The organism is Kitasatospora sp. NPDC053308, assembly GCF_055585785.1.
In genome coordinates, this window is sequence record NZ_JBVJJY010000002.1 from 62,321 (window position 1) to 75,853 (window position 13,533).

The following is a 13,533-nucleotide window of genomic DNA, read 5'->3' on the forward strand; positions in this document are numbered from 1 at the left end:
TGGGGTCGGGGCCCCGACCGCGATCCGGTTCGGCCGTCCGGGTGAGCGGCGGTTCGGTCCCGTCCGGGTGGCGGCGCCCGGTGCGCGGGGCGAGGATGGGCCGAACGGCGCCGACGGGCCGAGTCAGTACCGGTCGACGGACGAGCGACCGGGCCGCGGGCCGCCCCGCCCCCGACCGGGCGGGCGCCGTGCGGGCTCCCGACCGGCGACCGCCGACCCGGGCCTTCCCGCAGCACGTCCCGCCGCACGTCCCGCCGCAGCACGTCCCAGCAGCACGTCCTCCGCACCACGCCGCCCCGGACACCGGGAAGGGGCTCCGATGACCGCCCGACCCCCGTGCCGTACCGCGCACCCCGACCCGCCCGGCGCCACCTGCGCCGGGCGGCGGGCCGCCACGCGGCGCTGGCGGGCGCTCGCGGTCTGCCTGGTCGCCGGGTTCATGACCCTGCTGGACGTCAGCATCGTCAACGTCGCCCTGCCGACCGTCCGGGCCGGACTGCACATGTCCGAGAGCGGCCTGCAGTGGGTGCTCAGCGGCTACGCGCTGGCCTTCGGCCTGGTGCTGGTCCCGGCCGGGCGGCTCGGCGACGCGCGCAGCCGCCGGGCCGTGTTCCTCACCGGGCTGGCCCTGTTCACGGCGGCCAGCGCGCTGGCCGGCGCGGCGCAGAACCAGGAGTGGCTGGTGCTGGCCCGGCTGTTCCAGGGCGCGGCCGGCGGGGTGCTGGTGCCGCAGGTGTCCGGCTTCATCCAGACCCTCTTCCAGGGCGCCGAACGCGGCCGGGCCTTCGGCGCCCTCGGTGCCACCATCGGGCTGTCCACCGCCGTGGGACCGCTGCTCGGCGGGCTGCTGATCCACCTGTTCGGCCCGCAGGACGGCTGGAGGTGGGTGTTCCTGGTCAACCTGCCGATCGGCCTCGTCGCCCTACCGGTCGCCCGTCGGCTGCTCCCGCCGCCTCCGCCCGCCGCCGAGCGGGCCGGGCACCGCGACTTCGACCCGGTCGGCGTGCTGCTGCTCGGCTCCGGCACGGTCGCGCTGCTGCTGCCCTTCGTCCAGGCCCAGCAGTGGCACAGTGCGGCCCGCTGGCTGCTGCTGCCGGTCGCGGCGGTGCTGCTCGCCGCGTTCGTCGGCTGGGAGGTGCACTACGGGCGGCGGCACGAACCGCTGGTGAGCATGGCCCTGTTCGCGGTCCGCCCGTACGCGGCCGGAGTGCTGCTGTCGCTGGTGTACTTCGCCGGGTTCACCGCGATCTTCTTCATCTTCACGCTGTACCTGCAGGCGGGGCTGCACTACTCGGCGTTGACGGCGGGCCTGGCGATCACCCCGTTCGCGGTCGGTTCGGGCGTGGCGGCGGCGGTGGGCGGGCGGCTGGTGAGCCGGCTCGGCCGACGGCTGGTGGTGGTCGGGCTGCTGCTGGTGCTGGGCGGGCTGGTGGCCGCGGCCCTCGCGGTGCAGCTGTGGTCCGGGCCGCGGGTGGGCTGGACGACGGCGCTGCCGCTGCTGGTCGCCGGGGTGGGAAGCGGGCTGGTGATCGCCCCGAACCAGACGCTGACCCTGCAGCAGGTGCCGGTCGCTCGGGCGGGCAGCGCGGGCGGGGTGCTGCAGACCGCGCAGCGGGTGGGCTCGGCGGTGGGCATCGCCGTCGTCGGCTCGGTCTTCTTCGCCCACGCCCGCGGCAGCCACCCGGACTGGGCGCGGGCCTTCCAGCTGGGTGTGGCGGTCGCGGCGGGCCTCGTGCTGGTGGCGCTGCTGGTGGCGGTGGCGGACACGGCGGCGGGGCGGTTTCCGAACCGGCCCGACGAGGTAGGAGGCGGGTCGTGACGGATGCCCGAGCGGACTTCCTGGCCGCGGCCGACGCGGCCGGACAGCTGCTGCGCCGCCCCGAGGTGGCGCGGGCCTGGCGGGCCCCGAGTGCGCTGGCGCAGTGGAGCGTCGGCGGGCTGGCCGGGCACCTCGCCTATCAAGTGCTGTGCGTGGAGGAGGCCTTGGCGGCGGCTGCGCCCGGCGAGGAGACGGTCGGCCTGCTGGACCACTACGCCCGGGTGGCGTGGGTCGGCGCGGCGCCCGACGCGGACATCAACGTGCGGATCCGGCAGGGCAGCGAGGCGTTCGCCGCGGACGGACCGGCCGCGCTGCACCGCCGGGTCGCGGACGCGCTCGCCGGCCTCGCCACCGCGCTGGCGACGGCGGACGGCACCCGGCCGGCCCGGCTGCCGTTCTGGGGGCCGTGGTCGCTCCGCCTGGACGACCTGTTGGCGACCCGGACCATGGAGCTGGCCGTCCACGGCGACGACCTGGCGGTCAGCGTCGGCCTCCCGACCCCCGAACTCCCGCCGGAGACCGCCGACTCGGTGATCGGTCTGCTCGCCCGGCTGGCCGTCCGGCGGCACGGCCAGGCGGGCGTGCTGCGGGCGCTCAGCCGGGCGGAGCGGGCGCCGGGGAGCATCGCGGCGTTCTGACCGCGGCGACCCGGCCGGCCTCCGGTGGCCGTCGCGTCAGCGGTCCCGTCAGCGGTCCCGTCGTCAGCGGTCCCGTAAGGGCCCGTCAGTGGTCGCGCCGCCGGCCCGTCAGTGACCCCGTCCGAGGTGGCGGCGGTGGATCACCACGGCCGCGACCACCACCGGGACGACCGCCCGGGCGGCGAAGGTGAGCCAGGAGCCCGCGATGGTCGCTCAGCGCTTGACCGCGACGCCCGCGTACATCGCGATGTCCTGATCGCGGACGGGCGCGGCGTCGGCGTCCGGGTGCCAGTGGTGGACCAGCGTGACGCCCGGGTCGAGCAGCTCGTAGCCGTCGAAGAAGGCCTCCGTCTCGGCCTTGTCGCGGATCTGCAGCGGGATGCCGCGCGCGTTGTACTCCCGGCCGACGCCGCCCACGCCCACCGGGTCGGTGTCGCCGGTGAACACCGTCAGGGCGAGGAAGCTGCCGGGCACCAGGGCGTCCATGAAGCGGCGCACGATGCCCTGCGGGTCGTCCTCGTCCAGGACGAAGTGGACGATGGCGATCAGCGACAGCGCCACCGGCTGCGAGAGGTCGAGCACCTCGCGCAGCCGGGGGTCGCCGATGATCGACTCCGGGTCGCGGAAGTCGGCGTCCACGTAACAGGTACGGCCCTCGGGCGTGCTGGACATCAGCGCCCGCGCGTGGGTCAGCACGATCGGGTCGTTGTCCACGTACGCGACCCGGGCGTCGGGCGCGATCGCCTGGGCGATCTCGTGCACGTTCGGCGAGGTGGGGATGCCGGTGCCGATGTCCAGGAACTGCCGTACGCCGTACCGCTCGGTGAGGTGGCGCACCGAGCGCTGCATGAACGCGCGGGTGGTGCGCATCGAGATCGGCAGGGCCGGCCAGGCCTTCACCGAGGCGTGCGCGGCGACCCGGTCCGCCGCGAAGTTGGTCTTGCCGCCGATCAGGTAGTCGTAGACCCGGGCGGAGTGCGGGACGTCCATCCGCAGGTCCACCGACGGGAAGTCCTCCTGCGGGCCGCGCTCCGCCCGGACCTCGTTCGCCATTGCTCGCCCTCCCACGGGGGATCCGTCACCGAACCGCCTCGGCGGCGGCCCGTGGTGCGCATCGTAGCGGTCGCCGGTACGACGAGATGACGAACTCTCAGGCCTGAGCCTCCCGTTCCCCGGCCCCCACCTCCGCGGCGTCCACATCCGAGGCGTCCGGCTGCCGGGGCACGAGGTCCTGGTCGGCGGCGAGGCGGACCCCGTGCCGCCGGTGAGCGGCGAGTTCGAGCGCGGCGCCGATCCAGGCCGCACCGAAGGACCACGTCGCCAGCCACTCGCACAGGTACAGCGGACGCACCGACCAGTCGTCCCCGACGCCCGTGGCCCCGGCCAGGACGGAGAGCAGCAGGGCCACCAGGATCAGCACCCCCGCCACCAGGTAGGCCGTGCTCACCCGGGCCGGCTGTGTGGAGCGGGGATTGCGGAAGGAGTAGAGACAGAACAGCGCCAGCATGACGAACAGCAGGGCGGCGAAGGCCAGGTGCAACCAGCCGACGGTGCGCTGCAGGCCCGTCGCCCCGTGCTCCGACGTCGGGCACAGCGCCACCCCCACCGCGAAGAGCCCGGCCAGGGTGCTCCACCGGTCGTCCCGGCGGTCGAAGCGGTAGCAGATCAGGAACACCCCGAGCGCGCACAGGGAGCCCACGAAGACGTTCCGGGTGTCGGTGTAGTACGCGGCGCTCATCGAGCCCGGCCAGTAGCCGTCCGTGCTGCGCCCCGTCACCACGGCGGCCAGCCAGTTGCCGAACGGCAGGGCCGGGGGCAACAGGATGCCGATCAGCCCCACGCCGAAGCGCAGGAACATGACCGTCCGTCCGTCCTGGACGCCGCGCCGGGCGTCCGGGGAGTTCTGCGCGCGTGAGTCGTGAGCCACGGACGCCTCCTTGCTGGGATGCGGGCGCGTGCACGCCCGCGGACTTCTCGGGCCGCGAGGACAGAACGGGGGCGGCGTCGACGGGTGTCGCCGCACCTGAGCGGCCATCAACCGGTGTACCCGCAACCACGTTCGAAGCACCACTGGATTGAGTGGTTTACCGCCCGGGGCCGCCTCGGCCGGGCAGGGGCTTCGGGGTCAGGCGGTGGGCTGCTCGGTGTGCGCGATCAGCGCGTTGAGGAGGGCGGCGCCGCGCTCGGCGTCGTCGACGCTGACCGCGAAGTCGCGGCCCCGGCGGGTGCGCACCACCAGGCAGGCGCCCCGGCGCAGCATCACCGTGGTGCCGAGCCCGTTGATCCGGTAGCCCCAGCCGCCGGCCTGGGCGGGGGTGCGGTCCTCGGCGCGGGCCGAGACCAGATCGGCGGGGGACCAGTGCCGGGCCGGCCGGCCGAACGGGCCGAAGCCGACGGTCAGTCCGCGCGCGGTGACCCGGGCCTGCACCGAGGAGCAGGCGAGGGTGGCCAGGGCCGGGACCGCGAACGACAGCGCGAGCGGCCACTGCGCGCGGGCCAGCCCGCTCGCGGCCGCCAGCGCTCCCGCCACCGCGACCAGCCCGAAGACGACGGAGAGCAGCTGCAGCCACGGGTTCGCGGCCCGCGAGAGCCAGACGAACCGTTCCCCCTCGGGCACCTCCAGCGTCGGCGCGCCGGGCGTCGGACGCTCCTCGGCCCGGCCGCCGAACCGGCGGCCCGCCAGCCAGACCAGGGCCCCGGCGGCGGCCGTGGCCAGCAGGACCAGGACCACCTCGATGCCCATCGGCGCGGCGTCCTGCCAGCGGGCGCGGTCCAGGTTGGCGTGCACGATGGCGGTCTGCGCCCCCGTCAGCAGCACCCCGCCGGACGCCAGCGCCGCCGCGCCGACGCCGGGCGACCGTCCCGCGCCGTAGTGCTGCACCAGCGCGGCGGCCGACACCAGGGCCAGCCAGACCAGCGCCGGGAACAGGACGGCCCAGGTCAGCGACATCGACCCGTCCGGCTCCCGCCCGCCCCAGTGCGTGGCCAGTGGGTCCGGCAGCCGGTGCCGCGCCGCCAGCGGCAGCGCGATCAGCAGTGCCAGCACCCCCAGCGACCAGGCCGCCGCACCCCACAGCGCGCCCGGGCGCCTGACGCGCCGTCCGCCTCGCCCGGCCCGTTCGCCTCGTTCCGTCGCGCCGTCGTCCGTCGGGCCGTCGTCCGTCGCGCTGTCGTCCGTCATGCCGTGGTCCGTCACGACAACCCCCTGATGATGTCCACGAGATCGTTCCTGCTGTAGCCGGCCCGGGCCGCGTCCTCCACCAACTGCCGGACACGACCGACCAGTTCGGAGCGGCTGTCGGCGCCGGCCGCGATCGTGATGCCACGGCCCCGGCGGAACTCCAGCACCCCCTCCTCGCGCAGCGTGCGCAGCCCGCGCAGCACGGTGTTGGTGTTCACCCCCAGCGCCCGGGACAGCTCCCGGGCCGGCGGCAGCTTGTCCCCGGGGGCGCACTCGCCCTCGGCGACGGCCCGTCGGATCGCCCCGGCGACCTGTTCGTGCAGTGGTCGGGTGTCCCCGACGTCCAGCTTCAGCAACATGGTGCTACTGACGATAGCACCATCCCTCTCATCGGTCGCCCGGGTGCGCGTCCGCTCCTACCGGTCGTATGGAGTGCGTCGGGATCGCCGCCCGGAGCGTCAGGGAGGCATCAAGAAGGGCCGCTGAGCGCGCCGGTGGCGGTTGGGTGGAGGCAGGAGCGCAACCACGACACGAGGACGGACGGACCATGCACGGCAGCGAGCGGCACGAGGACGGCGGGACACCGAGGGTGGTGGTCGGGGTCAGCGGGTCGCTGGGGAGCCTGGCGGCGCTGCACCGAGCCGCGGCCGAGGCGAAGGAACGCGGCGCGGAGCTGCTGCCGGTGCTGGCCTGGGAGCCGCCCGGCGGCGAGCTCGGCTACCGCCGCTCGCCCTGCCCGCCGCTGCTCGCGGCCGTCCGGGACGCCGCCGAACAGCGCCTGCACGCCGCCCTCGACACGGCCTTCGGCGGCGCCGACCCCGGCGTGCCGCTGCAGCCGGTGGTGATCCGCGGCGAGACCGGCCCGGCCCTGGTGCACGTCGCCGACCGCCCCGGGGACCTGCTGGTCCTCGGCCAGAGCGGCGGCCCGCTGCGGCGCCGGCTGCGGCGCTCGGTGCCCGCGTACTGCGCGCGGACGGCGGGCTGCCCGGTGCTGACCGTACCGGTGCCCGCCCTGCTCACCGAGCTGCACCGGTTGGAGGCGATCCACCGCCGCGCCCGCTGGCGCCTGACGGCCGCCTCGGCCCCCGAACTCCTCCTGGCGAAGGGGTAGTCCACGGTGCGGATGTACGCGGCCCGCCCGGGTGCCACCCGCTTCCGCCCCGTCCGGGAGCGGCTGTCGACCGGCGCCTCCGGCACCGTCACCCTGCTCGCGGGCGGCGCACTGGCGCTCGGCCTCGGGGGGCTGGGCGAACTGCACTCCGGGTGGCTCGCGTTCGCCGCGTACGTGGCGCTGTGCGGCCTGGCCGGCGCCGTCTCCCGGCCGCGTGCCGCGCCGGTGATCGGCCTGGCCGCCTGGCTCTGCTGCAACGCCTTCGCCGAGCACCGGCACGCCGAACTCGGCTGGTCCGGACCCTGGCCGGAGGGGCGGCACTACGCGGCGTTCGCCGCCGCTGCCCTGCTCCTCGCCCTGCCCGCGGCCGTGCCGCGCCGCACCGTACGGGTGGCACGGCTGCGCCTCGACCGCCCGGCCTGAGGCGGGCCCCGGCACGTTCGCGATCGGCCGCCCCGCGCGGCCGGTGGCGGACCACACCGAAGGACCGCGGGCTCCGGCCGGTACTCCGGAGCCCACGGCGAACCGGTGGAGGCAGGGGACGGGGCGCGCGGAGCGCCGTCGCAGGTTCGGACGCGACCCGCTCCGCGCGCCTCACCGGCCGAGCGCGGCGATCCAGGGCGCGAAGTCCGCGGACTCGCCCGCGAAGCCCTCGGGGCTCGGATCGCCCAGGTCCGAGGAGAGCGCGGCGGAGGCCGGGACGTCGGCGGGCAGCGGGAAGCCGCAGAGGCCGCCGTCGTCGCCGACGAGGACGAACCCCGGTGCATCCCGGGCGACTTCAGCAGGGGGTGTTGCATGCGCCGGTGCTCCCGGACGAACGGACCGTCACCCCGGCCTCGGTGGTCAGCCCCTTGGTGACCTGCCGGAGCGCGCCCCGCGGAGTCGGCAGGCCGGGCGCAGCGACCGGCCCGGGCGCACGCCACCTCGGTCGGCGTGGCCGCCGCCGCCCGGATACCGGTCCGGTCCGGTCCGGACCCGGACCCGGACGCGGATTCCGCGGCCTAGTCGTCCCCGCGGAGTTCCGCCGGGACGGCGATGACGTCGACCAGGGCCTCGCCGCGCAGGACGGTGAGGGCGACGGGGCGGCCGATCGCGTCGGCGAGCATCAGGCGCTGCAAAGCCTGGGCGCTGCCGATCGGCTCGCCGGCGGCGGTGAGCAGGAGGTCCCCCGGGTGGAGGCCCGCGCGGTCGGCGGGGGCGCCGGGGACCACCTCGACGATCCGCAGGCCGGTCCGCTGTCCGGTGCGGTCGCGCAGGGCGGGCGGCAGCGGGGCGGGCACCCCGGCCAGGCCCAGGTAAGCCCGGCGGATCCGGCCGTCGGTGAGCAGGGCGGCGATGATCTGCCGGCTGGTGGCGTCGATCGGGACGGCCAGGCCGAGCCCGTTGCCGGCCACCGCCGTGGTGATGCCGACGACCTCGCCGCCGGCGGTGGTCAGCGCGCCGCCGGAGTTGCCCGGGTTGAGGGCGGCGTCGGTCTGGATCACGTTGTCGATGACCCGCACGGCGCTGCCCGAACGGGCCGGCAGCGAGCGGCCGAGGGCGCTGACCACGCCCGCCGTGACCGTACCGGCCAGCCCGAGCGGGTTGCCCACGGCGACCACCAGCTGCCCGACCCGCAGGGCGGTGGCGTCGCCGAGCCGCACCGGGGCGGGGGTGGGGCCGTCGGCGCGCAGGACGGCCAGGTCGGAGAGCGGGTCGGCGCCGATGGTGTGGAAGGGGGAGACGGTGCCGTCGGCGAAGGCCAGCGTGCCGGCGTCGGCGTTGCCGACGACATGGGCGTTGGTCAGTAGGAAGCCGTCCTCGGTGAAGACCACCGCCGAGCCGAGCGCGGTGCTGAACCAGCCGCCCCGGCCGCGCCGCGGGACCTGGAGCGCGGCGACCCGCGGGGTCACGGCGGCGGCCGCGGTGGTGACGATCCGCGAGTAGGCGTCCAGCGCCTCGGCGGTGCCGTCGTCGGAGGCGGGTTCGGGCCCGGGGAGTGTGTCGGACACGTGCTCACCCCTTCCGTCGACGAGGCTCCTCCCGGCCAAACAACGGGGCGGTGCCGAAGCTTCCACCGCCGGCTCCTGGCGCCCCCTTGACGAGCGGAAAACTATAAAGGGTCGGCAAAGCAGGCGTATGGTGCGAGCAAAAGCCACCGTGCGGGGAGGGCCTGATGGAGACCACGCTGGAAACGGACTGGCGCACGCCCGACACTCCGGGCGGCCGCCTCGGGACGGAGCACCTGCTGGCCGCGATGGCGGGGGCCGGCGGCCCGGCCGGAGCGGCCCTCGCCGCCGCCGGAGCCACCGAGCGCGAGCTGCGCGCCCTCCTGCGCGAACGCGAACGGGAGCAACGGGAACGGGAGCAACGGGAGCGGGGGCAACGGGAGCGGGAGCACGAGCGCGGTACGGCCGGGGGTGCCGGCTGGGGCACGGACGACGGCGCCGGTTCCGGTGTGCCCGCCCGCGAGGTGCTCGGCTCGGCCGGCGCACCGGACCTGGTGCTGACCGGCGCCGCGGCCCGCGCGCTCGCCGCCGCGGTGGCGGCCGTCCGGCGCAGCGGCGGGCACCGGCTCACCGCCGAGCACGTCCTGCGCGCCCTGCTGGCCGACGACCGCACCCGCGCCGCCGAACTGCTGCGCGCGGCGGGCGTGGCACCGCAGACGGTGCGGGAGCGGCTGGACGGCCGGCCGACGGCTCCGCCCGTAGCGCCGCCCTCAGCTCCGTCCCCCACTCCGTCCGCAGCGCCGCCGTCCGCGTTGGACCCGCTGCTGCTGCCCACCCGGGACGCCCTGTTCGACCGCCCGGCGCACCGCCTCCCGCGCTGGCGGCGGATGGTCGGGCGCCGCGCGGCCGGTCCGGCGGCCACCGCCGCGTCCGCCGCCGCGGACTGGATCCGCTCGGAGGCGGACGAGCAGGCCCGGCGCCTCGGCCGGCGGACGCCCGGCACCGAGCACGTGCTGCTCGCCGTCCTCGCCGTCCACGAGGTGCTGCGCCACCACCCGCGACCGGACGTCGACGACACCGGCGGGGAGCTGCTCGCCTCGCTCGGCCTCGGGTACGCGCGGGCCCACGCCGCGCTCTTTGCCGGAGCCGTCCCGCTCCCGGCGGACCCGCGCTCCGTCGAGGCCTACCTGGCGGGTGCGGCGCCCGGTCCGCTGGTCCGGGCGCTGCTCGCCGAGGACACCAGGGCCCGGCGCCTCGTCGAGGCCCTGCGGGCGGACGGCTCGCGCGGCGACGACGAGCGGGACCGCTCGGCCGAGTGGCAGGACGGGCGCGGTCGGCGGCCGGAGGCTCAGCGGGTGGTGTAGCGGCCGTCGGCGAGGAGCGTCCGGCCGGTGATCCGCCCGCTCCCGGTGGCCGGGGCGGTGACGATTGGCGCTCGGTCCTCGATCGCGGTCAGCCCGGCCGCCCGTCGCCTGGGACTCGTGGAAGACGACCCGCACCGGCGGCGTCTCCTGGCCGTAGCGGAACGGGGCGTCCATCGGGCCCGGTGCCGCGGTGTCGACGGGAGGCGGCGGGCGACGAACTCCGTGGCGGGCGAGTCAGAGCGCCGTGGCGGCGAGGGCGATCGAGCCGAGCACCGCGAGCACCCCGAGCGCGAGGAACCCGTACTCCAGCCCGACCCGCTCCCGGCCGTCCACCAGCACCTGCCGGGGGTCGGCCGGGTCGTAGCGGACCGGGACGTAGCGGCCGTCCGGCAGGGGGTGGCGGGGGGTGGAGGGGACGGGGGAGAAGACCTCGACCACCCGGCCGTCCGCCGTCTCGAACTGCAGCAGCGGGCGCGGCGGCAGCGCGCGGTCCTCCGGGCCCGAGGCGCGGGCCCGCACCAGGGCCGAGGCCGGGACGCCGACCCGCCGCAGGCGCCGCAGCTCGCGCAGCCCCACCACCCCGGCGAGGTACGCGACCACGCCGCCCAACGCGCCGAACACCACCACGGCGAACCCGGCCGTTCCGCCCACTGCGCGCCTCCCTGCCCGAGAGTTCCCCCGCGGCCCAGTATCGCCCAGGGGCGGCCCGCCCGGCGGCCCGGGCCGCCGGGCGCTCGTCCGTGCGGACGGGCGCACCCCGCCCGTCGTCGCCCCCGCCGCCGCCCGTCCGTCACAGCGGACCGGCAGCCGGACGCACGCGCCAATGCTCCGTCAAGATGGCGACCAGCGCCGTCAAGGACCCGTCAAGGTGGCCGGACGGGTGGGTGGCCGGACCTAGTGTGAGCTGCGAGGAAACGGTTCGCTGCCCGGGCGTGGGGCCTGGCGGCGGACCGTTTGCCGAATCCCGACCCCCGGCGGGTTCCTCCGGGGAAGGTTCGGCGGCCAGTGAAGAACAGGGGAGGGGGCGCGCGGCGCTGCCGACGGGAACGTCGGACGGTACGGCCGTCAGGGGAAGACGGTCGCGGCGGGGACGGCGCGACCGGAGACGGTCGTACCACTCGCCGCCGCGCGCCCGCTTCGCTCCGACCGCGCTCCCGCATCCCGTGGTTCAGCGCTGACAGCCCTCGCTAACGCTCCGATAAGATGACCACAGGTGTGCCGGGAAGCCTGGTCGGCGCGGGGGATGACTGCGGCAATCCGCGGCGGTGACCCCGGTTCTTGCGATGGGGTCCTCTCCACCGATGCACGTAGTGGCGATCGTTCTCGTCCTGGTGGTCCTGGCCACGACCGTGGCCACCTTCGCCGGGCGCCTGCGGGTGCCCGCGCCCTCGCTGCTGGTCCTGGCCGGCATCGCGGTGGCGCTGGTACCCGGTGTCCCCGCGCTGCACGTCCCGCCGCAGGTGATCGGCACGGTGGTCCTGCCGCCGCTGCTGTACGCCTCGGCCGAGGAGCTGTCGCTGCGGGACCTGCGCACGGTCTGGCGCCCGGTGACGATCCTCTCCTTCGGACTGGTCTTCGCCTCCGCCGCCGCCGTCGGCTTCACCGCCGTCGCCGTCGCCGGGCTGCCGCCCGCGATGGCCTTCGTCCTCGGCGCCGTGCTCTCCAGCACCGACCCGGTGGCCGTCACGGCGCTCGGCCGCCGACTGGCCCTGCCGGGGCGGCTCCAGGTGCTGGTGCAGGCCGAGAGCCTGTTCAACGACGCCACCTCGCTCGTCCTGTTCAAGGTCGCCGTCGGCATCGCGGTGGCCGTCGGCGCCTCGGTCAGCGTGCCGGCGGCCGGCGGGGAGTTCCTGCTGCTGGGCGGGGGCGGCAGCCTGGTCGGCGCCGCCGTCGCGGGCCTGGTGTGGCTGGTGCGCCGACGCACCAGCGACCCGGTGCTGGAGACGGTGATCGCGTTGGTCACCCCGTACGCGGCGTACGTCCTCGCGGAGTCCGCGCACACCTCCGGCGTCACCTCGGTCGTGGTCGCGGGCGTGCTGCTCGGGCGCTCCGGCCACCGGCTCACCGACGCCCACATCCGGCTGCAGCTGCACGCCGTGTACGCCGTGGTGGTGTTCCTGCTGGAGAGCGTCGTCTTCAGCATCGTCGGCCTGGAACTGCCGACCCTGGTGCGGGACCTCCCCCGGGGAACCGGCTGGTGGCCGCTGCAGGCGCTCGCGCTGGCCGCCGTCCTGATCGCGGTGCGGGTCCTCTCCACGCTGCCGCTGACCCGTGCCGTCAAGCCCAGCCAGGGCCGCGGCCGGCTGTCCTGGCGAGTCGCCGGAGTGGTCACCTGGGCCGGCACCCGGGGCGTCATGCCGCTCGCCGCGGCGCTGTCCATCCCGCTGCTCGCCGACGACGGCACCACACTCACCGGACGCCCCCTCGTCCTGGTGCTCACCACCGCCGTCGTCGTCTTCACCCTCGTCGTCCAGGGCCTCACCCTCGCCGCCGTCGTCAACCGCTCCGGCCTTGCCCTCGAACCCGAACACACCGCCCGCGAGGAGGACGACGCCCGCGACGCCCTCAACCGCGCCGCCCTCCAGCACGTCGAGAACCTCGCCGAACTGGAAGCCGTCCCCGACACCGCCCTCGACCGGGTCCGCCACGCCCTCACCGCCCGGCTCGACCGCACCCCCGAGACGCCCGACGGCACCACCGCCGACGCCGCCTACCGCCAGCTGCGCCACGAGGTCATCGCGATCCAGAGCACCGAACTGCAGCGCCTCTACGACGAGCACCGGATCAGCGACACCACCCGCCGCCGCCTCCAGCACGACCTCGACCGGGAGGACGCCGCCCTCGGCACTCCCTGACGGTCCGCCGTCCACCCGGGGCGGCGGGCCTCGACGGGCGGCTCCGGCCGCCGGGCCACTGCCGTCGGCGGCCGCGTGCCGGTGCGGTGCGTCGAGTCCGAGCGCGCCTCCGCCCGGTCGGCGTCGCCTTCACCGGGCTTCGGGTCCTCGGGATCTGCGCCACCGCAGCAGCGGCGGCGCCGCGGCGTGCCGGCCGGGGGAAGGGGGCCGGGACACCGGGCCGGACCTGGAAGCAGCCCTCGGCCTGCTCCCCGTTCGCTGGAGGACCTCGGACTCCTTCCCCGCCATGGGGCTCATGTCCGGAGTCCTGCCCAGCGGCCGACGGCCGGCCCGATGCCCTGCGCTCAGCGGCCGGTGGTGCCGTAGCGGCGCTGGAACAGCTCGACGCGGCCGGCGGTGTCCAGCACGCGGCTCTTGCCGGTGTAGAAGGGGTGGCTGGCCGAGGAGATCTCGACGTCGACCACGGGGTAGGTGCGGCCGTCCTCCCATTCGACCGTGGCGGTGGAGGTCAGGGTCGACCGGGTGAGGAAGGCGAGGCCGCCGGCCTTGTCGCGGAAGACGACCGGGCGGTACGGGGGGTGGATTCCGGGCTTCATGGGTTCTCCTGTCGGGTCCGGGCGGGTCGGCTCGGGTCCGG

General features: G+C 76.3%; 13 protein-coding genes. 6 read left to right on the plus strand and 7 right to left on the minus strand.

Annotated features, from left to right (window positions below):
• The first annotated feature begins 319 nt into the window (after positions 1 to 319).
• Both ACZ6Y7_RS05575 and ACZ6Y7_RS05580 read left to right on the plus strand, forming a co-directional pair.
• On the plus strand, positions 320 to 1,819 hold the full coding sequence (locus tag ACZ6Y7_RS05575) for an MFS transporter (RefSeq protein WP_465756532.1): 1,500 nt from the start codon (positions 320 to 322) through the stop codon (positions 1,817 to 1,819).
• Positions 1,816 to 2,457, plus strand: coding sequence for a maleylpyruvate isomerase N-terminal domain-containing protein (locus ACZ6Y7_RS05580; RefSeq protein WP_465756533.1), 642 nt, complete (start codon positions 1,816 to 1,818; stop codon positions 2,455 to 2,457). The genes ACZ6Y7_RS05575 and ACZ6Y7_RS05580 overlap by 4 nt, the downstream gene beginning before the upstream one ends.
• A gap of 213 nt (positions 2,458 to 2,670) precedes the next feature.
• Here the strand turns inward: ACZ6Y7_RS05580 and ACZ6Y7_RS05585 are convergent, their stop codons facing one another.
• The 4 genes from ACZ6Y7_RS05585 to ACZ6Y7_RS05600 form a co-directional block, all read right to left on the minus strand.
• Complete coding sequence (locus ACZ6Y7_RS05585; protein WP_465756534.1) at positions 2,671 to 3,510, minus strand: SAM-dependent methyltransferase; 840 nt, start codon at positions 3,508 to 3,510, stop codon at positions 2,671 to 2,673.
• Between the two features lie 97 nt (positions 3,511 to 3,607).
• Entirely contained in the window at positions 3,608 to 4,384 is a 777-nt protein-coding gene (locus ACZ6Y7_RS05590; protein ID WP_465756535.1) for a hypothetical protein, read from the minus strand.
• A 198-nt stretch (positions 4,385 to 4,582) separates the two neighbouring features.
• Positions 4,583 to 5,638, minus strand: coding sequence for a DUF1648 domain-containing protein (locus ACZ6Y7_RS05595; protein ID WP_465756536.1), 1,056 nt, complete (start codon positions 5,636 to 5,638; stop codon positions 4,583 to 4,585).
• 11 nt (positions 5,639 to 5,649) lie between these two features.
• Positions 5,650 to 5,997, minus strand: a complete 348-nt coding sequence (locus ACZ6Y7_RS05600; RefSeq protein ID WP_465756537.1) for a GntR family transcriptional regulator — start codon at positions 5,995 to 5,997, stop codon at positions 5,650 to 5,652.
• A 188-nt stretch (positions 5,998 to 6,185) separates the two neighbouring features.
• Between ACZ6Y7_RS05600 and ACZ6Y7_RS05605 the strand changes: the two genes are divergently transcribed.
• Together ACZ6Y7_RS05605 and ACZ6Y7_RS05610 are read left to right on the plus strand one after the other, a co-directional pair.
• On the plus strand, positions 6,186 to 6,749 hold the full coding sequence (locus tag ACZ6Y7_RS05605; protein WP_465756538.1) for a universal stress protein: 564 nt from the start codon (positions 6,186 to 6,188) through the stop codon (positions 6,747 to 6,749).
• Between the two features lie 6 nt (positions 6,750 to 6,755).
• A complete protein-coding gene (locus ACZ6Y7_RS05610; protein WP_465756539.1) occupies positions 6,756 to 7,172 on the plus strand; it encodes a hypothetical protein in 417 nt (138 codons plus the stop codon).
• 578 nt (positions 7,173 to 7,750) lie between these two features.
• Here the strand turns inward: ACZ6Y7_RS05610 and ACZ6Y7_RS05615 are convergent.
• A complete protein-coding gene (locus tag ACZ6Y7_RS05615; RefSeq protein WP_465756540.1) occupies positions 7,751 to 8,740 on the minus strand; it encodes a S1C family serine protease in 990 nt (329 codons plus the stop codon).
• Positions 8,741 to 8,904: 164 nt separating this feature from the next.
• On the opposite strand from ACZ6Y7_RS05615, the gene ACZ6Y7_RS05620 reads away from it, so the two are divergent.
• Positions 8,905 to 10,041 carry a Clp protease N-terminal domain-containing protein gene (locus ACZ6Y7_RS05620; RefSeq protein ID WP_465756541.1) on the plus strand — a complete coding sequence of 379 codons (1,137 nt, stop codon included), beginning with the start codon at positions 8,905 to 8,907 and terminating at the stop codon, positions 10,039 to 10,041.
• A 234-nt stretch (positions 10,042 to 10,275) separates the two neighbouring features.
• On the opposite strand, the gene ACZ6Y7_RS05625 is transcribed toward ACZ6Y7_RS05620, so the two are convergent.
• Positions 10,276 to 10,692, minus strand: coding sequence for a DUF3592 domain-containing protein (locus tag ACZ6Y7_RS05625; protein WP_465756542.1), 417 nt, complete (start codon positions 10,690 to 10,692; stop codon positions 10,276 to 10,278).
• Between the two features lie 650 nt (positions 10,693 to 11,342).
• Between ACZ6Y7_RS05625 and ACZ6Y7_RS05630 the strand changes: the two genes are divergently transcribed.
• Positions 11,343 to 12,896 (plus strand): Na+/H+ antiporter, encoded by a 1,554-nt coding sequence (locus tag ACZ6Y7_RS05630; RefSeq protein WP_465756543.1) that lies wholly within the window; start codon positions 11,343 to 11,345, stop codon positions 12,894 to 12,896.
• 344 nt (positions 12,897 to 13,240) lie between these two features.
• On the opposite strand, the gene ACZ6Y7_RS05635 is transcribed toward ACZ6Y7_RS05630, so the two are convergent.
• Entirely contained in the window at positions 13,241 to 13,492 is a 252-nt protein-coding gene (locus tag ACZ6Y7_RS05635) for a type B 50S ribosomal protein L31 (protein ID WP_465756544.1), read from the minus strand.
• Positions 13,493 to 13,533: the final 41 nt, after the last annotated feature.

Excerpts from the sequence above, each read along its gene's own strand:
- ACZ6Y7_RS05620 (WP_465756541.1), top strand. The coding sequence starts at position 8,905 with ATGGAGACCACGCTGGAAACGGACTGGCGCACGCCCGACACTCCGGGC.
- ACZ6Y7_RS05595 (WP_465756536.1), bottom strand. The coding sequence starts at position 5,638 with ATGACGGACGACAGCGCGACGGACGACGGCCCGACGGACGACGGCGCG.
- ACZ6Y7_RS05575 (WP_465756532.1), top strand. The coding sequence starts at position 320 with ATGACCGCCCGACCCCCGTGCCGTACCGCGCACCCCGACCCGCCCGGC.
- ACZ6Y7_RS05630 (WP_465756543.1), top strand. The coding sequence starts at position 11,343 with ATGCACGTAGTGGCGATCGTTCTCGTCCTGGTGGTCCTGGCCACGACC.
- ACZ6Y7_RS05600 (WP_465756537.1), bottom strand. The coding sequence starts at position 5,997 with ATGTTGCTGAAGCTGGACGTCGGGGACACCCGACCACTGCACGAACAG.
- ACZ6Y7_RS05585 (WP_465756534.1), bottom strand. The coding sequence starts at position 3,510 with ATGGCGAACGAGGTCCGGGCGGAGCGCGGCCCGCAGGAGGACTTCCCG.
- ACZ6Y7_RS05635 (WP_465756544.1), bottom strand. The coding sequence starts at position 13,492 with ATGAAGCCCGGAATCCACCCCCCGTACCGCCCGGTCGTCTTCCGCGAC.
- ACZ6Y7_RS05605 (WP_465756538.1), top strand. The coding sequence starts at position 6,186 with ATGCACGGCAGCGAGCGGCACGAGGACGGCGGGACACCGAGGGTGGTG.